Raw genomic sequence first — 20,069 nt, forward strand, 5'->3', positions numbered from 1 at the left:
ACCTCTCATTAATGACTTGAAAAAAGAAGCCAAAAAAGCTAATAAAGTCTTTCTGGCGAGTGACCCGGACCGTGAAGGAGAAGCGATTTCTTGGCATTTGGCCCATATTCTCAACTTAGATGAAAATGATGCCAACCGTGTGGTCTTCAATGAAATCACCAAGGATGCGGTCAAAAATGCTTTTAAAGAACCGCGTAAGATTGATATGGATTTGGTCGATGCTCAACAGGCACGCCGTGTCCTGGACCGCTTGGTAGGGTATTCGATTTCGCCTATTTTGTGGAAGAAGGTCAAGAAAGGCTTATCAGCAGGTCGCGTTCAGTCTATTGCGCTTAAGTTAATCATTGACCGTGAGAATGAAATTAATGCCTTCCAGCCAGAAGAATACTGGACAATTGATGGTGTCTTTAAAAAGGGAACCAAGCAATTTCAGGCATCCTTCTATGGAGTAGATGGCAAAAAGCTGAAACTGACTAGCAATGATGAGGTCAAGGAAGTCTTGTCTCGTCTGACTAGTAAAGACTTTTCAGTGGATCAGGTGGATAAGAAAGAGCGCAAACGCAATGCTCCATTACCCTATACCACTTCATCTATGCAGATGGATGCTGCCAATAAAATCAATTTCCGTACTCGAAAAACCATGATGGTTGCCCAACAGCTCTATGAAGGAATTAATATTGGTTCTGGTGTTCAAGGTTTGATTACCTATATGCGTACCGATTCGACTCGTATCAGTCCTCTAGCGCAAAATGAAGCAGCAAGTTTCATTACGGACCGTTTTGGTAGTAAGTATTCTAAGCATGGTAGCAAGGTCAAAAATGCATCAGGTGCTCAGGATGCCCACGAGGCTATTCGTCCGTCTAGTGTCTTTAATACACCTGAAAGTATTGCTAAGTATTTGGACAAGGATCAGCTCAAGCTTTATACTCTTATCTGGAATCGTTTTGTAGCGAGTCAGATGACAGCTGCTGTCTTTGATACCATGGCTGTTAAATTGTCTCAAAATGGGGTTCAATTTGCTGCCAATGGTAGTCAGGTTAAGTTTGATGGTTATCTTGCCATTTATAATGATTCTGACAAGAATAAGATGTTACCAGATATGGCTGTTGGAGATGTGGTCAAACAGGTCAATAGCAAACCAGAGCAACATTTCACTCAACCGCCTGCTCGCTATTCTGAAGCGACCCTTATCAAGACCTTGGAGGAAAATGGGGTTGGACGTCCGTCAACCTACGCACCGACCATTGAAACTATTCAGAAACGTTATTATGTTCGCCTTGTAGCGAAACGTTTTGAACCAACAGAGTTGGGAGAAATTGTTAACAAGCTCATCGTTGAATATTTCCCAGATATCGTAAACGTGACCTTCACAGCTGAAATGGAAGGCAAGCTGGATGATGTCGAAGTCGGAAAAGAGCAGTGGCAACGGGTCATTGATGCCTTTTACAAACCATTCTCTAAAGAAGTCGCCAAGGCTGAAGAAGAAATGGAAAAAATACAGATCAAGGATGAACCAGCTGAATTTGACTGTGAAGTGTGTGGTAGTCCAATGGTTATTAAACTTGGTCGATTTGGTAAGTTCTACGCTTGTAGCAATTTCCCAGATTGCCGTCATACCCAAGCAATCGTGAAAGAGATTGGTGTTGAGTGTCCAAGTTGTCATCAGGGACAAATTATTGAACGTAAAACAAAACGTAACCGCCTCTTCTATGGTTGCAATCGCTATCCAGACTGTGAATTTACCTCTTGGGACAAGCCTGTTGGTCGTGACTGTCCAAAATGTGGCAACTTCCTCATGGAGAAAAAAGTCCGTGGTGGTGGCAAGCAGGTTGTTTGTAGTAAAGGTGACTACGAGGAGGAAAAGATTAAATAAGAGGAGAGTCCTGAAAGTGAATTTCAGGCTCTTTTTGGTTGGAGCTTGACAAAATTCATCATTTTATGCGAAACTAAAAGAAGATTATTTTAATTAGGAGTAGTTATGCGTCTTATCTATCTGATAATTGGTTTTTTATCACTGGCCTTGGCTATTGTTGGGGTTGTTTTGCCCTTGTTGCCTACAACGCCTTTTCTTTTGTTGTCTATTGCTTGTTTTTCAAGAAGTTCCAAGCGCTTCGAAGATTGGCTTTACCATACCAAGCTCTATCAAGCATATGTAGCTGATTTTCGCGAGACTAAGTCTATTGCCCGTGAACGTAAGAAAAAAATCATCGTATCTATCTACATCTTGATGGGAATTTCCATTTATTTTGCACCTCTTTTACCAGTCAAAATCGGTCTAGGAGCCTTGACCATCTTTATCACCTATTATCTCTTCAAGGTCATTCCAGACAAAGAATAAGTAAAATTTGTAACTATTGCCCTTGATAAAATTGAAAGCATATTCACAACAATATGATATAATAAATTTAAAGTAATACTCAAGGAGAATCAAATGATTTACGAATTTTGTGCTGAAAATGTGACCTTGCTTGAAAAAGCGATGCAGGCTGGAGCTCGTCGAATCGAACTCTGTGATAATCTAGCAGTGGGAGGAACAACACCAAGCTATGGAGTAACCAAGGCAGCGGTTGAATTGGCAGCTAACTACGATACGACCATCATGACCATGATTCGTCCACGTGGTGGTGACTTTGTCTATAATGACCTAGAAATTGCTATTATGCTAGAAGACATTCGGTTGGCTGCTCAGGCTGGAAGTCAAGGAGTTGTATTTGGTGCTTTAACTGCTGACAAAAAGTTGGATGAGCCTAATCTGGAGAAGTTGATAGCTGCGTCAAAAGGAATGGAAATTGTCTTTCATATGGCATTTGATGAATTGAGTGATGATGATCAACTGGAAGCTATTGACTGGCTTAGTCAAGCTGGAGTCACTCGTATCCTAACTCGCGCTGGTGTGTCTGGCGACTCCTTAGAAAAACGTTTTGCTCACTATCACAGAATTTTGGAGCACGCTAAAGGTAAAATTGAAATTCTACCAGGTGGGGGGATTGACCTTGACAACCGTCAAACCTTTATCAATCAGCTAGGCGTGACACAATTACATGGAACCAAGGTTGTCTTTTAAAAAATAGAAAGGAACTGCTAGCTTTGGGTAGCAGTTTTCACTTATGTTTGAAATTTTTAAATCCTATCAGTTTAATCAAGAAAAGGCTCATGATTATGGTTTTGTAGAAAATGGTGGAGTGTGGACCTATAGTTGCCAAATTTTGCAGGGTGACTTTGTCATGACTGTGTCCATCACTACTGATAATGTGAGTTTTCAAGTCTTTGACCAGGAGACTGGTGACCTCTATCCTCAAGTCCATATGGAAAGTTTTAAAGGAAGTTTTGTTGCAAGTGTCCGTGAGGCTTGTCTGGAGATTCTCTACCAGATTCGGAAGGCTTGTTTTGAGGTACAGGATTTTATCTATCCTCAGACTAAGCGTACCATGGTTCAGGTTCAGGAAAAGTATGGAAATCAGTTGGAGTATTTGTGGGAGAAATCGCCTGATACAGCAGTGTTAAGACACGAAGGAAATCAAAAGTGGTATGCCGTCTTGATGAAAATCTCTTGGGAGAAGCTGGAAAAGGGCAGAGAAGGACAGGTGGAAGCAGTCAACCTCAAACATGACCAAGTAGCTGACTTACTTTCAAAAAACGGCATTTATCCAGCTTTTCATATGAATAAACGTTACTGGATTAGTGTGGCGCTTGATGATACTTTATCAGATAAAGAAGTATTGGAATTTATAGAAAAAAGTTGGAACTTAACCACTAAAAAATGAAACATTTCAATGGTTTTCAAGAACTTTCAATTAGCAAAATATTCTCTACTGAAGAAATTTTCAGAAAATATTGGATTTTTTCTTGACAAGCACTTTTGCCTATGCTAAAATACTAAACAAGATATCAAACGAAGGAGAAAGTCAAACATGAAAACAGCTAAGTTTAATCAATTTGCTTTGTTGTTGAGGTACTCGGGCTAGTGCAGAAAGCATTAGTCCTGTTTGGCTTACCAAGCGGGAGTGAATCAACATCTCGCTTGGGTTTCTGAGCGAGATGTTTTTTTAAAACCACATTTGGAAAAGGGGAAATCTTATGAGAACAGTTGAATTTCTAGATACCAGCCTTCGGGATGGAGAGCAGACACCTGGTGTTAATTTTTCAATCAAGGAAAAAATTGCCATAGCAAGACAGCTGGAGAAATGGGGTATTTCAGCCATCGAAGCTGGTTTTCCAGCGGCTAGTCCAGACTCATTTACGGCAGTGCAGGAGATTGCTAAGGTCTTGAAGAAAACAGCGGTGACTGGTTTGGCACGCTCTGTCAAGTCTGATATTGATGCTTGTTACGAGGCCCTCAAGGACGCAAAGTATCCACAGGTTCACGTCTTTATCGCTACCAGTCCGATTCACCGAAAGTATAAGCTCAATAAGAGCAAGGAAGAGATTTTGGAAGCTATTAAGGAGCATGTTTCTTACGCACGTTCTAAGTTCGAAGTGGTCGAATTCTCTCCTGAAGATGCGACTCGAACAGAGTTGGATTTCCTCTTGCAAGTTGTTCAAACGGCGGTCGATGCAGGCGCGTCTTATATCAATATCCCTGACACGGTAGGATTTACTACTCCAGAGGAATATGGTGCTATCTTCAAATACTTGATTGAAAATGTCAAGACGAATCGTCAGATTATCTATTCACCTCACTGTCATGATGACCTCGGAATGGCAGTGGCTAACAGCCTTTCTGCTGTCAAGAACGGGGCAGGACGAGTCGAAGGAACCATCAATGGTATTGGTGAGCGAGCTGGAAATGCTGCTTTAGAAGAAATAGCAGTGGCGCTCAATATTCGCCAAGATTACTATCAAGCAGAAACTAGTATTGTTTTAAATGAAACCATCAATACGTCAGAAATGGTTTCTCGCTTCTCTGGTATTCCAGTTCCTAAAAACAAGGCTGTGGTTGGTGGCAATGCCTTCTCTCACGAGTCCGGTATTCACCAAGACGGAGTCCTTAAAAATCCTCTCACTTATGAGATTATCACCCCTGAATTGGTCGGTGTCAAGAGTAACAGCCTCCCACTTGGAAAATTGTCAGGTCGCCATGCCTTTGTTGAAAAACTAAGAGAACTGGCCTTAGACTTTACAGAAGAGGATATCAAACCACTCTTTGCTAAGTTCAAGGCATTGGCCGACAAGAAACAAGAAATCACAGATGCAGATATTCGTGCTCTGGTAGCTGGAACCATGGTTGAAAATCCAGAAGGCTTCCACTTTGATGATTTACAACTTCAAACTCATGCAGATAATGACATTGAAGCACTCGTTAGCCTAGCCAATATGGATGGTGAGAAAGTTGATTTCAATGCGTCAGGGCAAGGTTCTGTTGAAGCAATCTTTAACGCTATCGATAAGTTCTTTAACCAATCCGTCCGCTTGGTGTCCTATACTATTGACGCTGTGACAGATGGAATTGATGCCCAAGCTCGGGTTTTGGTCACTGTTGAAAACAGAGATACAGAAACCATCTTTAATGCAGCAGGGCTTGATTTCGATGTACTGAAAGCATCTGCTATTGCCTACATCAATGCTAATACCTTTGTTCAAAAAGAGAATGCTGGTGAGATGGGACGCAGTGTTTCCTATCGTGATATGCCTAGTGTGTAAAGGAGAAAGCTATGACAAAGAAAATAGTAGTTCTGGCAGGGGATGGAATCGGCCCAGAAATCATGGATGCTGGGTTAGAGGTTCTGGAAGCTATAGCTAAAAAAACAGGCTTTGACTATGAAATAGACAAACGACCTTTTGGAGGTGCAGGAATTGATGCAGCAGGCCATCCTTTACCTAGTGAAACCCTCAAAGCATGTAGAGAAGCAGATGCCATTCTCCTAGCGGCTATCGGTAGTCCTCAGTATGATGGAGTAGAGGTCCGGCCCGAACAAGGCTTGCTGGCTCTCCGTAAGGAACTAAATCTCTATGCTAATATTCGCCCTGTTAAGATTTTTGAGAGTCTCAAGCATTTGTCACCACTAAAACCAGAACGAATTGCTGGTGTAGACTTTGTTGTGGTACGGGAGTTGACAGGTGGGATTTATTTTGGGGATCATATTCTTGAAGAAAGAAAAGCGCGTGATATCAACGACTATAGCTATGAGGAAGTGGAGCGGATTATTCGCAAAGCCTTTGAAATCGCAAGAAGTCGGAGAAAAATCCTTACCAGTATTGATAAGCAAAACGTGTTGGCAACATCAAAACTCTGGCGGAAAGTAGCTGAGAAGGTCGCAAAGGATTTCCAAGATGTGACCTTGGAACACCAGCTAGTCGACTCAGCTTCCATGCTTATGATTACTAATCCTGCTAAGTTTGATGTCATCGTGACGGAGAATCTTTTCGGAGATATTCTATCTGATGAATCAAGCGTTCTATCTGGCACACTTGGGGTTATGCCATCAGCCAGTCATTCTGAAAATGGACCAAGTCTCTATGAACCTATTCACGGTTCAGCACCTGATATTGCAGGTCAAGGAATTGCCAATCCTATTTCCATGATTTTATCAGTGGCCATGATGCTGAGAGACAGCTTTGGACGTTATGAGGATGCAGAGCGTGTCGAGCGTGCTGTTGAGGCAAGTTTGGCAGCTGGTGTTTTAACAAGAGATATAGGTGGACAGGCTTCGACCAAGGAAATGACGGAAGCTATTATCGCAAGGTTATGAAGTTAGACGAAAAAATTACTCTAGTCCTTTTGATTTGGAATGTCATCATTTTCTTGATTTATGGCATTGACAAATCCAAGGCGAGGAGAAGAGCTTGGCGCATCCCTGAGAAAATCTTACTTATTTTAGCCTTTACTTGTGGTGGTTTTGGTGCTTGGTTAGCAGGAATCATCTTTCATCACAAGACTCGAAAATGGTACTTTAAAACAGTTTGGTTTCTTGGGATGGTGACCACACTAGTAGCCTTATATATTATTTGGAGGTAATGGATGGCAGGAAAATCGATTTTTGATAAATTATGGGACCGTCATGTCATCACAGGAGAAGAGGGGCAGCCCCAACTCATGTACGTGGACCAGCATTATATCCACGAAGTGACCAGTCCTCAGGCCTTTCAAGGATTACGAGATGCAGGTCGTAGATTGAGACGACCAGACTTGACATTTGGAACCTTTGACCACAATGTCCCGACAGTCAATATCTACGATATTCGAGATGTAATTTCCAAGGCTCAAATTGATAAGCTGGCTGAAAATGTTGAGGAGTTTGGGATTGAACATGCGGCCCACGGTTCTGAAAAGCAGGGGATTGTTCATATGGTTGGTCCAGAAACAGGAAGAACCCAACCAGGGAAATTTATCGTCTGTGGGGATAGTCATACAGCAACTCACGGAGCTTTCGGAGCAATCGCTTTTGGAATTGGGACCAGTGAGGTTGAGCATGTCTTCGCTACCCAGACACTCTGGCAGGTCAAACCCAAGAAAATGCTGGTAGAATTCACTGGTGTTCCTCAAAAAGGAGTTTATTCTAAGGATTTCATTCTAGCCTTGATTGCCAAGTACGGCGTTGCCTGTGGTGTTGGCTATGTGGTGGAATATCGGGGACAAGCGATTGATGCACTGAGCATGGAAGAGCGAATGACTATCTGCAATATGTCCATCGAGTTTGGTTCTAAGATGGGGATTATGAATCCGGACCAAACCACCTATGACTATCTTAAGGGACGAGAATGTGTTCCAGAGGACTTTGAAGAGGCTGTGGCGGATTGGAAAACCCTTGTCAGTGATGATGATGCTGTTTACGATAAGGTTATTCATATGGATGTCTCAGACCTTGCTCCTATGGTGACCTGGGGAACCAACCCTGCTATGGGTGTTGACTTTGACAGTAGATTCCCAGAAATTAAGGATATGAATGATGAACGAGCCTACAATTATATGGATTTGGAGCCTGGTCAAAAGCCAGCAGATATTGAACTAGGCTATATCTTTATCGGGTCTTGTACAAATGCTCGTCTCAGCGACTTGCAGCTGGCTGCTCGGTTTGTTAAAGGAAAGAAAATAGCTCCCAACTTAACGGCTATCGTGGTTCCAGGCTCTCGTCCTGTCAAACGAGCTGCTGAGAAATTGGGCTTGGACAAGGTTTTCCTAGATGCTGGATTTGAGTGGAGAGACCCAGGTTGTTCCATGTGCCTAGGGATGAATCCTGACAAGGTTCCAGATGGTGTTCACTGTGCCTCAACCAGCAATCGCAACTTTGAAGACAGACAAGGCTTTGGTGCTAAGACCCATCTCTGCAGTCCAGCCATGGCAGCAGCGGCAGCTATTGCAGGGCGCTTCGTAGATGTTCGGCAAATGCCAGAAGCCCAGTAAGGAGAGGATATGGAGAAATTTACAGTTTATACGGGAACGACCGTTCCTCTCATGAATGATAACATCGACACTGACCAAATCCTACCCAAGCAGTTTCTCAAGTTAATCGATAAGAAAGGCTTTGGTAAGTACCTCATGTATGCTTGGCGTTATCTGGACGACAAGTATACTGAGGATCCTGACTTTGTCTTTAACCGGCCTGAATATCGCAAAGCCAGTATTCTCATTTCAGGGGATAACTTTGGGGCAGGTTCTTCGAGGGAACACGCAGCTTGGGCCTTAGCAGACTATGGTTTTAAGGTTGTGATTGCAGGGTCTTTCGGTGACATTCATTACAATAATGAACTCAATAATGGCATGTTACCAATTGTTCAGCCCAGAGAGGTTAGAGAGAAACTAGCCCAGCTACAACCAAGTGACCAGGTAACCGTGGACTTGGAACGACAAAAAATCATCTCACCAATTGGAGAATTCACTTTTGAAATCGATAGTGAGTGGAAACACAAACTCTTAAATGGTTTGGATGATATCGGTATTACCTTGCAGTATGAAGATTTGATTGCTGCTTATGAAAAACAACGACCAGCCTACTGGCAGGATTAGAAGAAAAATAGAAAAGGAAATAGAACTATGACAAAACACATTCAATGGAACGGAACACTTTCACAAGAAAGCTATGACATTTTAAAAGGTGAGGGCGGATGTATCGTTTGTCCTACAAAAGTTGGTTACATCATTATGACTAGTGACAAGGCTGGTCTTGAACGTAAGTTTGAAGCCAAAGAACGTAACCGTAACAAACCAGGTGTTGTTCTCTGTGGTAGCATGGATGAGCTTCGAGCTTTAGCACAACTCAACCCAGAAATTGAAGCCTTTTACCAAAAACATTGGGGCGAAGATATTCTTCTTGGTTGTATCCTTCCTTGGAAACCAGAAGCCTTTGAAAAACTGAAAGCATATGGTGATGGTCGTGAAGAGCTGATGACTGACGTGCGTGGTACTAGCTGTTTTGTTATCAAATTTGGTAAAGCTGGTGAACAATTGGCTGCCAAACTTTGGGAAGAAGGCAAGATGGTTTATGCCTCATCAGCTAACCCATCTGGAAAAGGAAACCGTGGTAAAGTAGAAGGTATTGGAGAACGTATCGAAGGGGCAGTGGACCTTGTCATTGAGGCAGATGACTACGTTGCTTCTATCCAGCCTGACAAAACGATTGAAACTCGCTATGAGCAAGGTGTGATGGTCTCTATGGTTGATAAAGACGGCAAACTCATCCCAGAACAAGGAGGAGCTCGTTCAACATCACCAGCACCAGTTGTAATCCGTAAAGGGCTTGACATTGATAAAATCATGATGCACCTGTCAGACACCTTTAACTCATGGGACTACCGTCAGGGGGAGTATTATTAGAATGTAGAAGAAGTGGGGAGAAAACAATTTCCCCTCTTTTTTCTATTTACGCAAGAAAAATCCGAACATTATATTTTAATTTATAAAACTATTTGACAAAATCTGTACTTTGATTTATAATTAATTAAGGAAACGTCGGAAAAGGCGTAGAGATGCGCAAGCATAGGTAGGTCATTACAAAAGAAACGAGACATCGATATGTTAAATGAATTTCCAATTTTTGATTACGAAGATATTCAATTGATTCCAAATAAATGTGTCATTAAAAGCCGTGCAGAAGCAGATACAAGTGTCACTCTAGGAAATCACACCTTTAAACTACCTGTTGTGCCAGCTAATATGCAGACGATTTTGGATGAAAATGTAGCAGAGCAACTTGCTAAAGGTGGTTACTTTTACATTATGCACCGTTTTGATGAGGCAGGACGCATTCCTTTTATTAAACGCATGCACGATCAAGGGCTCATTGCTTCTATTTCTGTCGGTGTTAAGGACTATGAGTATGATTTTGTTAGCCAGCTCAAGGCTGATGCTCCTGAATATATCACGATTGACATCGCTCATGGTCATGCAGATAGCGTGATTTCTATGATTCAACACATTAAGAAAGAATTGCCAGATACCTTTGTCATTGCTGGAAATGTGGGAACACCAGAAGCTGTGCGTGAATTGGAAAATGCTGGTGCGGATGCTACTAAGGTCGGAATTGGTCCTGGTAAGGTTTGTATTACCAAGGTTAAGACTGGGTTCGGTACAGGTGGTTGGCAGTTGGCTGCTCTACGCTGGTGTGCCAAGGCTGCACGTAAACCGATTATCGCTGATGGAGGGATTCGTACTCATGGCGATATTGCAAAGTCTATCCGCTTCGGTGCTAGCATGGTCATGATTGGTTCTCTCTTTGCAGGACACATCGAAAGTCCAGGGAAAACGATTGAAGTCGATGGTGAACAGTTCAAAGAATACTACGGTTCAGCTTCACAATATCAAAAAGGTGCTTACAAAAATGTGGAAGGCAAACGTATCTTGCTTCCTGCTAAAGGTCATCTGCAAGACACTTTAACTGAGATGGAACAAGACCTTCAAAGTGCTATTTCTTATGCAGGTGGACGTCAGGTTGCTGACCTTAAACACGTTGATTATGTTATCGTGAAAAACTCAATCTGGAATGGGGATGCTTCCCACTAAGACGGGCTATCTGTCTAGAAAAAAACTTGTTATTAGAGCAAATTTCTGTTATAATAAAACAAGTTTCCACCCTTAGTGTAATGGATATCACGTAAGATTCCGGTTCTTGAGATGGGGGTTCGATTCCCTCAGGGTGGATGTAAACATCCTAAAAAGCCTTTAATAGGGCTTTTTTCTTTACACAGCCCTAAATTGGCCCTTAAAACTGAAAATCTCTTTTTAAAGAATTCCCAAATGCTCTCCAGTCCCGTTTTAAAGTGACTCAGGGGGCTTTTTTTGATATAATAAAAAGGACTGTTATCAGTTAGAAAGAGGTTGGTATGAAAGAATTACAAACTGTACTAAAGAACCATTTTGCAATCGAATTTGCAGACAAAAATTTACTGGAGACTGCCTTTACTCATACGAGTTATGCCAATGAGCACCGCCTCTTAAAAATTTCACACAATGAACGCTTGGAATTTTTAGGAGACGCTGTTCTACAGCTATTGATTTCAGAATATCTGTATAAAAAATATCCTAAAAAGCCTGAGGGTGACTTATCTAAACTCCGTGCTATGATTGTCCGTGAGGAGAGTTTGGCTGGTTTTGCGCGTGATTGTCAGTTTGATCAGTTTATCAAGCTGGGTAAGGGGGAAGAAAAATCTGGTGGTCGCAATCGTGATACCATTCTTGGTGATGCCTTTGAGGCCTTTCTTGGTGCCCTCCTTTTGGACAAGGATGTGGCCAAAGTCAAGGAATTTATCTATCAAGTCATGATTCCTAAGGTTGAAGCAGGCGAATTTGAGATGATTACAGACTACAAAACCCATCTCCAAGAGTTGCTTCAGGTCAATGGTGATGTGGCTATTCGTTATCAGGTAATTTCTGAAACGGGTCCTGCCCACGATAAGGTTTTTGAAGTAGAAGTTCTTGTTGAAGGTAAGAGCATTGGTCAAGGTCAAGGTCGTTCTAAGAAACTAGCAGAGCAGGAAGCTGCCAAAAATGCCGTTGAGAAAGGGCTGGATTCATGTATTTAAAGGAAATCGAAATTCAGGGATTCAAGTCTTTTGCTGATAAGACTAAGGTAGTCTTTGACCAAGGTGTGACGGCAGTTGTTGGGCCCAATGGATCTGGAAAGTCCAATATTACAGAAAGTCTGCGTTGGGCTTTGGGGGAGTCTAGTGTCAAGAGTCTCCGTGGTGGCAAGATGCCGGATGTTATCTTTGCTGGAACAGAAAGTCGCAAACCGCTCAATTATGCTTCTGTAGTTGTGACTTTGGATAATAATGACGGATTTATCAAGGATGCAGGTCAAGAAATCAGGGTAGAACGCCATATCTATCGTAGTGGAGATAGCGAATACAAGATTGACGGAAAGAAAGTCCGTCTGCGTGATATTCATGACCTCTTCTTGGATACTGGATTGGGACGAGATTCCTTCTCCATCATTTCCCAAGGGAAGGTTGAGGAGATTTTTAATTCAAAGCCTGAGGAACGCCGAGCTATTTTTGAAGAGGCTGCTGGAGTTTTGAAATACAAGACTCGTCGAAAAGAAACTGAGAGTAAACTGCAGCAAACTCAGGATAATCTAGACCGCTTAGAGGATATTATCTATGAGTTGGACAATCAAATCAAGCCTCTTGAGAAGCAAGCTGAGAATGCCCGTAAGTTTTTAGACTTGGAAGGTCAACGCAAGGCTATTTATTTAGACGTGCTGGTTGCTCAAATCAAGGAAAATAAGGCTGAACTAGAGTCGACAGAAGAAGAGTTGGCACAAGTTCAGGAACTCTTGATGAGCTATTACCAAAAGCGTGAAAAATTAGAAGAAGAAAATCAGAATCTCAAGAAGCAACGTCAAGATTTACAGGCTGAGATGGCCAAAGACCAGGGCAGTTTGATGGATTTGACCAGTCTAATTAGTGATTTAGAGAGAAAATTAGCCTTATCGAAACTGGAATCTGAGCAAGTAGCTCTGAATCAACAGGAAGCACAAGCACGTTTGGTTACTTTGGAAGATAAGAGAAAGGTTCTAAGTAAGGAAAAGGCTGAAAAAGAAGAGAACTTGGCACAATTAGAACACAATCTAATCCAAAATAATCAAAAACTCAATCGTTTAGAAGCTGAATTACTAGCTTTTTCAGATGATCCTGATCAGATGATTGAGCTTCTACGTGAACGCTTTGTAGCTCTTTTACAAGAAGAAGCGGATGTCTCAAACCAGCTGACCCGTATTGAGAATGAGTTGGAAAATAGTCGTCAGCTTTCTCAAAAACAAGCAGATCAACTACAAAAACTAAAAGAACAACTGGCTACAGCTAAAGAGAAGGCCAGTCAGCAAAAAGAAGAACTTGAAACTGCCAAGGAGAAGGTTCAGAAATTATTGGCCGATTATCAAATCTGTGCCAAGGAGCAAGAGGAGCAGAAAACTTCCTATCAAACTCAACAAAGTCAACTCTTTGACCGTCTGGATAGTCTCAAAAACAAGCAGGCTAGAGCCCAAAGTCTGGAAAACATCCTGAGAAATCATAGTAACTTTTATGCAGGTGTTAAGAGTGTTCTCCAAGAGAAAGATCGTCTAGGTGGAATAATTGGGGCAGTTAGTGAGCATCTGACCTTTGATGTGCATTATCAAATTGCCCTAGAGATTGCGCTTGGAGCCAGCAGTCAGCATATCATCGTGGAAGATGAAAACGCGGCAACCAAGGCGATTGATTTCCTTAAACGAAACAGGGCTGGTCGTGCAACCTTCCTTCCGTTGACAACGATCAAGGCGCGTACGATTTCTAGTCAGAATCAAGATGCTATTGCTGCAAGCCCAGGTTTCCTTGGGATGGCAGATGAGTTGGTGACATTCGACACTAGACTGGAAGCTATTTTTAAGAATTTGCTAGCTACGACGGCTATTTTTGATACCGTGGAACATGCGCGTGCAGCAGCTCGTCACGTTCGTTATCAGGTTCGCATGGTGACACTGGATGGGACAGAGCTGCGCACAGGTGGTTCCTATGCAGGTGGAGCCAATCGCCAGAACAACAGTATTTTTATCAAGCCAGAACTGGAGCAATTACAAAAAGAAATTGCTGAAGAGGAAGCAAGTCTTCGTTCAGAAGAAGTGGCTTTGAAGACCTTGCAAGACCAGATGGCTAGATTGACAGAAAGATTAGAAGCTATTAAATCTCAGGGAGAACAGGCACGTATTCAGGAGCAGGGCTTATCCCTCTCTTACCAGCAGACCAGTCAGCAAGTCGAAGAATTAGAAACTCTTTGGAAACTCCAAGAAGAGGAATTAGATCGTCTTTCTGAAGGAGATTGGCAAGAGGATAAGGAAAAATGCCAAGAGCGCCTTGCTACTATCGCCAGTGATAAGCAAAATCTGGAAGCTGAGATTGAAGAGATTAAGTCTAACAAAAACGCCATCCAAGAACGCTATCAAAACTTGCAGGAAGAGCTAGCGCAAGCTCGCTTGCTTAAGACTGAACTGCAAGGACAAAAGCGTTATGAAGTAGCTGATATTGAGCGTTTAGGCAAAGAATTGGACAATCTGAATATTGATCAAGAGGAAATCCAGCGCCTTCTTCAAGAAAAGGTTGACAATCTTGAGAAAGTTGATACAGAGCTTCTAGCTCAACAGGCTGAAGAAGCCAAAAACCAGAAAACAAACCTCCAACAAGGTTTAATTCGCAAGCAGTTTGAGTTGGATGATATTGAAGGTCAACTGGATGATATTGCTAGTCATTTGGATCAGGCTCGCCAGCAGAATGAAGAGTGGATTCGCAAGCAAACACGTGCTGAAGCTAAGAAAGAAAAGGTCAGCGAGCGCTTGCGTCATTTACAAAGTCAATTAACAGACCAGTATCAGATTAGCTATACTGAAGCCCTAGAAAAAGCACATGAGTTGGAAAATCTCAATCTGGCGGAGCAAGAGGTGAAGGACTTAGAGAAGGCTATTCGCTCACTGGGTCCTGTCAATATAGAAGCTATTGACCAGTACGAAGAAGTTCACAGCCGTCTGGATTTCCTCAATAGCCAGCGAAATGACATATTGTCAGCGAAAAACCTGCTCCTTGAGACCATTACAGAGATGAATGATGAGGTCAAGGAACGCTTTAAATCAACCTTTGAGGCTATTCGTGAGTCCTTTAAAGTGACCTTCAAGCAGATGTTTGGTGGAGGTCAGGCGGACCTCATTTTAACTGAAGGAGACCTGCTGACAGCTGGGGTTGAGATTTCTGTTCAACCACCAGGTAAGAAAATTCAGTCTCTTAATCTGATGAGTGGTGGTGAAAAAGCCTTATCAGCTCTTGCTTTGCTCTTCTCCATTATCCGTGTCAAGACTATTCCATTTGTTATCTTGGATGAGGTAGAGGCTGCGCTGGATGAAGCTAATGTTAAGCGTTTTGGGGATTACCTCAACCGCTTTGATAAGGACAGTCAATTTATTGTCGTAACCCACCGTAAAGGAACCATGGTAGCGGCTGATTCCATCTATGGAGTGACCATGCAAGAGTCAGGTGTCTCAAAGATTGTTTCAGTTAAGTTAAAAGATTTAGAAAGTATTGAAGGATGACAATTAAACTAGTAGCAACGGATATGGACGGAACCTTCCTAGATGAGAATGGGCGCTTTGATATGGACCGTCTCAAGTCTCTTTTGGCTTCCTACAAGGAAAAAGGGATTTACTTTGCGGTGGCTTCAGGTCGGGGATTTCTGTCTCTAGAAAAATTATTTGCTGATGTTCGTGATGACATCATTTTTATCGCGGAAAATGGCAGTTTGGTAGAGTATCAAGGTCAAGACTTGTATGAAGCGACCATGTCTCGTGAGTTTTATCTATCAACTTTTGAAAAGCTGAAAACGTCACCTTATGTAGATATCAATAAATTGCTCTTGACGGGGAAAAAGGGCTCTTATGTGCTAGATACGGTTGATGAGACCTATTTAAAAGTGAGTCAGCACTATAATGAAAATATACAAAAAGTAGCGAGTCTGGAAGATATTAAAGATGACATTTTCAAATTTACAACCAACTTCACAGAAGAAACGCTAGAAGCTGGGGAAGCTTGGGTAAACGAAAATGTCCCTGGTGTTAAGGCCATGACAACTGGCTTTGAATCCATTGATATTGTTCTGGACTATGTCGATAAGGGAGTGGCCATTGTTGAATTGGCTAAAAAACTTAGCATCACAATGGATCAGGTTATGGCTTTTGGAGACAATCTAAATGACTTGCATATGATGCAGGTTGTGGGACATCCTGTAGCTCCTGAAAATGCACGACCAGAAATTTTAGAATTAGCAGAGACTGTGATTGGTCACCATAAGGACCAGTCGGTTATAGCTTATATGGAGGGCTTATAATGGCAGATATAAAATTGATTGCATTGGACTTAGACGGGACCTTGCTGACTACTGATAAAAGGTTGACGGATCGTACCAAGGCAACCTTGAAAGCTGCGCGTGATCGTGGTATCAAGGTCGTATTGACAACTGGTCGTCCCTTAAAAGCTATGGATTTCTTTCTCCATGAGCTAGGGACTGACGGTCACGAAGATGAGTATACCATTACTTTTAATGGTGGTTTGGTTCAGAAAAATACAGGTGAAATCCTTGATAAGACAGTTTTTTCATATGATGATGTGGCACGCTTGTATGAGGAAACAGAGAAATTATCACTGCCTCTTGATGCCATCTCAGAAGGAACAGTTTATCAAATCCAATCGGACCAAGAAAGTCTTTATGCCAAATTCAATCCAGCATTGACTTTTGTTCCAGTTGACTTTGAAGACCTATCTAGTCAAATGACTTACAATAAATGTGTGACTGCCTTTGCTCAAGAACCCTTGGATGCAGCTATTCAGAAGATTTCTCCAGAATTGTTTGACCAATATGAAATCTTCAAATCACGTGAGATGTTATTAGAGTGGTCTCCTAAAAATGTCCATAAAGCAACAGGTTTGGCAAAACTAATCAGCCATCTGGGAATTGATCAAAGCCAAGTGATGGCCTGTGGTGACGAGGCCAATGACCTTTCTATGATTGAATGGGCAGGGCTCGGTGTTGCCATGCAAAATGCTGTTCCTGAAGTCAAGGCAGTTGCAAATGTAGTGACTCCAATGACCAATGATGAAGAGGCTGTCGCCTGGGCTATTGAAGAATATGTGCTAAAGGAGAACTAAGATATGGGATTATTTGACCGTCTATTCGGAAAAAAAGAAGAACCTAAAATCGAAGAAGTTGTAAAAGAAGCTCTGGAAAATCTTGATTTGTCTGAAGATGTTGAGCCAGCCTTAACAGAAGCTGAGGAACTTCCTCATGAAGAAGCAGAAGTTGAAAGTTCTGAAGAAGCTCTGCTCCAAGAAGAGGAAAATCAAGACACAGTTGAAGAAAGTCTGGATTCAGAACCAACTGTAGAAGTTTCTCAAGAAGAAATAGAAGAATTTCCAAACTCAGAAGAAGTCACAGAGGAAGAGAATACGGAGCTCCTAGAGACTGTAGAAGAAAATAATTCTGAAGTTCTTGAAGCAGAAACGACTCAAGTAGAAGAGACTGTTCAGGAAAAATATGACCGCAGTCTCAAGAAAACTCGTACAGGATTTGGTGCTCGTTTGAATGCCTTCTTTGCCAATTTCCGCTCTGTTGATGAAGAATTTTTCGAGGAACTGGAAGAACTGCTCATCATGAGTGATGTTGGTGTCCAGGTCGCTTCTAACTTAACAGAGGAGCTACGCTACGAAGCCAAGCTTGAAAACGCCAAGAAACCTGACGCACTTCGCCGTGTCATCATTGAGAAATTGGTTGAGCTTTATGAAAAGGATGGCAACTACGATGAAAGAATCCACTTCCAAGATGGCTTGACAGTCATGCTCTTTGTCGGGGTCAATGGTGTTGGGAAAACAACTTCTATCGGGAAACTAGCCCACCGCTACAAACAAGCTGGCAAGAAAGTCATGTTGGTTGCGGCAGATACCTTCCGTGCAGGGGCAGTAGCCCAGCTAGCAGAATGGGGCCGTCGTGTAGATGTTCCAGTAGTAACTGGAGCTGAAAAAGCTGACCCAGCCAGTGTGGTCTTTGATGGCATGGAACGTGCCGTATCTGAAGGTATCGATATTCTCATGATCGATACTGCAGGTCGTCTGCAAAATAAGGATAACCTTATGGCCGAGCTAGAAAAGATTGGTCGTATCATCAAACGTGTTGTGCCAGAAGCTCCGCATGAAACCTTCTTGGCACTTGATGCATCAACAGGTCAAAACGCTCTTGTACAGGCCAAAGAATTTTCAAAAATAACGCCATTAACTGGAATTGTCTTGACTAAGATTGATGGAACTGCTCGAGGTGGTGTTGTTTTAGCCATCCGTGAAGAACTCAATATTCCTGTAAAATTGATTGGTTTTGGTGAAAAAATCGATGATATTGGAGAGTTTAACTCAGAAAACTTTATGAAGGGTCTCTTAGAAGGCTTAATCTAATCAGAAGCAAAAATCCTGCAAGGCACAAACTTGCAGGATTTTTTTTATTCTAAACGACCATCTTGACGATAAGCGATATCTGGTTGCCAAGTCCATTTAGCACCGAATTTTTCAAGTAAGTCAAAGCTTGCTTGAGGTCCCATGCTTCCAGCTTTATAGTCATGAAGTGGGGCACCATTTTCAGCCCAGAGTTCTTCGATACGGTCAATCAATTTCCATGACGCACCAACTTCATCCCAGTGGCTAAAGTTAGTTGAGTTGTTGTTTAGGACATCATAAATCAATTTCTCGTATGGTTCTGGAGAAGCACCAGTTGCGGTCGCATCTGTGCGGTAATCAAGTGAGTTAGGAGCTAAGTTGAATTCTTCTCCTACTTGTTTCCCATTTAGGCTAAGAGAGAAGCCTTCTGTTGGTTGGATATAGATGGTCAAAATATTTGGAGCAAGTGGTTCTCCAAAGATAGAATCCATTTGTTTAAAGACGATGTTGACATGAGTTCCTTTTTCAGTCAGACGTTTACCAGTACGGAAGAAGAAAGGAACACCACGGAAGCGATCGCTGTCTACAAAGAAGGCACCAGATGCAAAGGTTTCAGTTGTAGATTCTGGATTCACATTTGGCTCACTACGATAAGAGATATATTTCATGCCATCAATCTTACCAGAGCGGTATTGCCCACGGATAAAGTGTTCTTTAAGTTCTTCATCAGTTGGATGATAGAGGTTTTTAAAGACCTTAATCTTTTCAGCACGAATCTCGTCCTTTGTGAAGCTTGCTGGCTTGTCCATAGCAAGGAGGGAAAGGAGTTGTAGAGTGTGGTTCTGTACCATGTCACGGAGGGCACCAGATTGGTCATAGTAGCCACCACGTTCTTCTACACCCAAGCGCTCTGCAAAGGTAATTTGAACATTGTCGATAAAGTCCTTGTTCCAAACATTTTCAAAAATCAAGTTTGCAAAGCGAACTGCAAAGATACTTTGGATCATTTCCTTACCAAGATAATGGTCAATACGGAAAATTTGTTCTTCGTCAAATGTTGCTAGGAGCTCGTCATTCAACTTGCTTGCAGTTGCGTAATCTGTACCAAATGGTTTTTCAACGATTAAGCGCTCAAAACCTTTACCATCCACAATGTTTTCAGACTTGAGGTGTTTGGCAATGGTTCCAAAGAATTGAGGCGCCATAGACAAGAAGAAGAGCTTGTTGTGTTCAGCTTGGTACTTGTCATTTAGTTCAGCCTGCAATTGACGCAAAGCAATATAGTGTTCTGTATCGTTGACATCATGACTTTGATAGTAGAAGTGGCTAGCGAACTCTTGAGCCTGTTCGGTACTATCTGCCAAATCAAGGATCGATTCGACTACAACAGATTCAAAATATTCCTTGCTCCAAGGACGACGAGCAGTTCCAATGACTGCAAAGTGCTCGGAAAGATTGCCGGATTTATATAGTCTAAAAAGGGAAGGGTAGAGCTTGCGTTTAGCCAGGTCTCCACTCGCACCGAAAATTGTAACAATAACCTTAGATGACATCTAGCTACCTAATTTCTATTTTTATTCCTAGTCTTGCTAGGTATGAGGAAACCTCATTTCATAAACTTAATTCTAACATAATTTTCCGAAAAATCAAAAAATCCAATACGAGATAGAAAAAAACTGCAAGGAAATCCTTACAGTTTGCGT

The 20,069-nt window shown here is 42.1% G+C and carries 17 protein-coding genes and 1 tRNA gene; 17 read left to right on the plus strand and 1 reads right to left on the minus strand.

Features of this window, described 5'->3' with window-relative positions; translation table 11 throughout:
• The 17 genes from topA to ftsY form a co-directional block, all read left to right on the plus strand.
• The coding region (gene topA / locus QMQ21_RS00005) for a type I DNA topoisomerase (protein ID WP_261813682.1) at nucleotides 1-1,873 on the plus strand (1,873 nt) is incomplete at its 5' end.
• 105 nt (nucleotides 1,874-1,978) lie between these two features.
• The gene (locus QMQ21_RS00010; protein ID WP_001237214.1) at nucleotides 1,979-2,338 is read left to right on the plus strand and encodes a YbaN family protein; all 360 of its coding nucleotides are present in this window, start codon (nucleotides 1,979-1,981) and stop codon (nucleotides 2,336-2,338) included.
• A 93-nt stretch (nucleotides 2,339-2,431) separates the two neighbouring features.
• Nucleotides 2,432-3,064: a copper homeostasis protein CutC gene (locus tag QMQ21_RS00015; protein ID WP_261813683.1), complete on the plus strand. Its 633-nt coding sequence runs from the start codon at nucleotides 2,432-2,434 to the stop codon at nucleotides 3,062-3,064.
• Nucleotides 3,065-3,107: 43 nt separating this feature from the next.
• Nucleotides 3,108-3,764, plus strand: coding sequence for an MmcQ/YjbR family DNA-binding protein (locus tag QMQ21_RS00020; RefSeq protein WP_261813684.1), 657 nt, complete (start codon nucleotides 3,108-3,110; stop codon nucleotides 3,762-3,764).
• A gap of 313 nt (nucleotides 3,765-4,077) precedes the next feature.
• Nucleotides 4,078-5,640: a 2-isopropylmalate synthase gene (locus QMQ21_RS00025; RefSeq protein ID WP_261082843.1), complete on the plus strand. Its 1,563-nt coding sequence runs from the start codon at nucleotides 4,078-4,080 to the stop codon at nucleotides 5,638-5,640.
• 11 nt (nucleotides 5,641-5,651) lie between these two features.
• Nucleotides 5,652-6,689: a 3-isopropylmalate dehydrogenase gene (gene leuB / locus QMQ21_RS00030; RefSeq protein ID WP_084928459.1), complete on the plus strand. Its 1,038-nt coding sequence runs from the start codon at nucleotides 5,652-5,654 to the stop codon at nucleotides 6,687-6,689.
• Entirely contained in the window at nucleotides 6,686-6,955 is a 270-nt protein-coding gene (locus tag QMQ21_RS00035; RefSeq protein WP_049550672.1) for a DUF1294 domain-containing protein, read from the plus strand. The genes leuB and QMQ21_RS00035 overlap by 4 nt, the downstream gene beginning before the upstream one ends.
• Before the next feature lie 3 nt (nucleotides 6,956-6,958).
• Nucleotides 6,959-8,341, plus strand: a complete 1,383-nt coding sequence (leuC, locus tag QMQ21_RS00040; RefSeq protein WP_223336450.1) for a 3-isopropylmalate dehydratase large subunit — start codon at nucleotides 6,959-6,961, stop codon at nucleotides 8,339-8,341.
• A gap of 9 nt (nucleotides 8,342-8,350) precedes the next feature.
• On the plus strand, nucleotides 8,351-8,944 hold the full coding sequence (gene leuD, locus QMQ21_RS00045; RefSeq protein WP_223340735.1) for a 3-isopropylmalate dehydratase small subunit: 594 nt from the start codon (nucleotides 8,351-8,353) through the stop codon (nucleotides 8,942-8,944).
• 27 nt (nucleotides 8,945-8,971) lie between these two features.
• Nucleotides 8,972-9,751 (plus strand): L-threonylcarbamoyladenylate synthase, encoded by a 780-nt coding sequence (locus QMQ21_RS00050; protein WP_261813685.1) that lies wholly within the window; start codon nucleotides 8,972-8,974, stop codon nucleotides 9,749-9,751.
• Nucleotides 9,752-9,949: 198 nt separating this feature from the next.
• Nucleotides 9,950-10,936 carry a GMP reductase gene (locus QMQ21_RS00055; RefSeq protein WP_000931164.1) on the plus strand — a complete coding sequence of 329 codons (987 nt, stop codon included), beginning with the start codon at nucleotides 9,950-9,952 and terminating at the stop codon, nucleotides 10,934-10,936.
• A gap of 66 nt (nucleotides 10,937-11,002) precedes the next feature.
• Nucleotides 11,003-11,074 (plus strand) — tRNA-Arg (locus tag QMQ21_RS00060).
• A 182-nt stretch (nucleotides 11,075-11,256) separates the two neighbouring features.
• Nucleotides 11,257-11,955, plus strand: coding sequence for a ribonuclease III (gene rnc / locus QMQ21_RS00065; protein ID WP_000661488.1), 699 nt, complete (start codon nucleotides 11,257-11,259; stop codon nucleotides 11,953-11,955).
• The gene (gene smc, locus QMQ21_RS00070; RefSeq protein ID WP_261813686.1) at nucleotides 11,946-15,485 is read left to right on the plus strand and encodes a chromosome segregation protein SMC; all 3,540 of its coding nucleotides are present in this window, start codon (nucleotides 11,946-11,948) and stop codon (nucleotides 15,483-15,485) included. Before rnc ends, smc begins: the two co-directional genes overlap by 10 nt.
• Nucleotides 15,482-16,276: a Cof-type HAD-IIB family hydrolase gene (locus QMQ21_RS00075; RefSeq protein ID WP_261056317.1), complete on the plus strand. Its 795-nt coding sequence runs from the start codon at nucleotides 15,482-15,484 to the stop codon at nucleotides 16,274-16,276. The genes smc and QMQ21_RS00075 overlap by 4 nt, the downstream gene beginning before the upstream one ends.
• Nucleotides 16,276-17,094, plus strand: a complete 819-nt coding sequence (locus QMQ21_RS00080) for a Cof-type HAD-IIB family hydrolase (protein WP_000763438.1) — start codon at nucleotides 16,276-16,278, stop codon at nucleotides 17,092-17,094. The genes QMQ21_RS00075 and QMQ21_RS00080 overlap by 1 nt, the downstream gene beginning before the upstream one ends.
• 3 nt (nucleotides 17,095-17,097) lie before the next feature.
• The gene (gene ftsY, locus QMQ21_RS00085) at nucleotides 17,098-18,387 is read left to right on the plus strand and encodes a signal recognition particle-docking protein FtsY (RefSeq protein WP_000522340.1); all 1,290 of its coding nucleotides are present in this window, start codon (nucleotides 17,098-17,100) and stop codon (nucleotides 18,385-18,387) included.
• Nucleotides 18,388-18,431: 44 nt separating this feature from the next.
• On the opposite strand, the gene zwf is transcribed toward ftsY, so the two are convergent.
• The gene (zwf, locus tag QMQ21_RS00090; RefSeq protein ID WP_049501794.1) at nucleotides 18,432-19,919 is read right to left on the minus strand and encodes a glucose-6-phosphate dehydrogenase; all 1,488 of its coding nucleotides are present in this window, start codon (nucleotides 19,917-19,919) and stop codon (nucleotides 18,432-18,434) included.
• Between the last annotated feature and the right edge of the window lie 150 nt (nucleotides 19,920-20,069).

It is taken from the genome of Streptococcus bouchesdurhonensis, assembly GCF_948472335.1.

What these genes read in the sequence shown, in the direction of transcription:
- leuB (WP_084928459.1), top strand. Translation starts at nt 5,652, where the DNA reads ATGACAAAGAAAATAGTAGTTCTGGCAGGGGATGGAATCGGCCCAGAA.
- QMQ21_RS00075 (WP_261056317.1), top strand. Translation starts at nt 15,482, where the DNA reads ATGACAATTAAACTAGTAGCAACGGATATGGACGGAACCTTCCTAGAT.
- QMQ21_RS00015 (WP_261813683.1), top strand. Translation starts at nt 2,432, where the DNA reads ATGATTTACGAATTTTGTGCTGAAAATGTGACCTTGCTTGAAAAAGCG.
- QMQ21_RS00055 (WP_000931164.1), top strand. Translation starts at nt 9,950, where the DNA reads ATGTTAAATGAATTTCCAATTTTTGATTACGAAGATATTCAATTGATT.
- leuC (WP_223336450.1), top strand. Translation starts at nt 6,959, where the DNA reads ATGGCAGGAAAATCGATTTTTGATAAATTATGGGACCGTCATGTCATC.
- smc (WP_261813686.1), top strand. Translation starts at nt 11,946, where the DNA reads ATGTATTTAAAGGAAATCGAAATTCAGGGATTCAAGTCTTTTGCTGAT.
- QMQ21_RS00050 (WP_261813685.1), top strand. Translation starts at nt 8,972, where the DNA reads ATGACAAAACACATTCAATGGAACGGAACACTTTCACAAGAAAGCTAT.
- QMQ21_RS00035 (WP_049550672.1), top strand. Translation starts at nt 6,686, where the DNA reads ATGAAGTTAGACGAAAAAATTACTCTAGTCCTTTTGATTTGGAATGTC.
- QMQ21_RS00020 (WP_261813684.1), top strand. Translation starts at nt 3,108, where the DNA reads ATGTTTGAAATTTTTAAATCCTATCAGTTTAATCAAGAAAAGGCTCAT.
- QMQ21_RS00080 (WP_000763438.1), top strand. Translation starts at nt 16,276, where the DNA reads ATGGCAGATATAAAATTGATTGCATTGGACTTAGACGGGACCTTGCTG.
- QMQ21_RS00025 (WP_261082843.1), top strand. Translation starts at nt 4,078, where the DNA reads ATGAGAACAGTTGAATTTCTAGATACCAGCCTTCGGGATGGAGAGCAG.
- ftsY (WP_000522340.1), top strand. Translation starts at nt 17,098, where the DNA reads ATGGGATTATTTGACCGTCTATTCGGAAAAAAAGAAGAACCTAAAATC.
- QMQ21_RS00010 (WP_001237214.1), top strand. Translation starts at nt 1,979, where the DNA reads ATGCGTCTTATCTATCTGATAATTGGTTTTTTATCACTGGCCTTGGCT.
- leuD (WP_223340735.1), top strand. Translation starts at nt 8,351, where the DNA reads ATGGAGAAATTTACAGTTTATACGGGAACGACCGTTCCTCTCATGAAT.
- rnc (WP_000661488.1), top strand. Translation starts at nt 11,257, where the DNA reads ATGAAAGAATTACAAACTGTACTAAAGAACCATTTTGCAATCGAATTT.
- zwf (WP_049501794.1), bottom strand. Translation starts at nt 19,919, where the DNA reads ATGTCATCTAAGGTTATTGTTACAATTTTCGGTGCGAGTGGAGACCTG.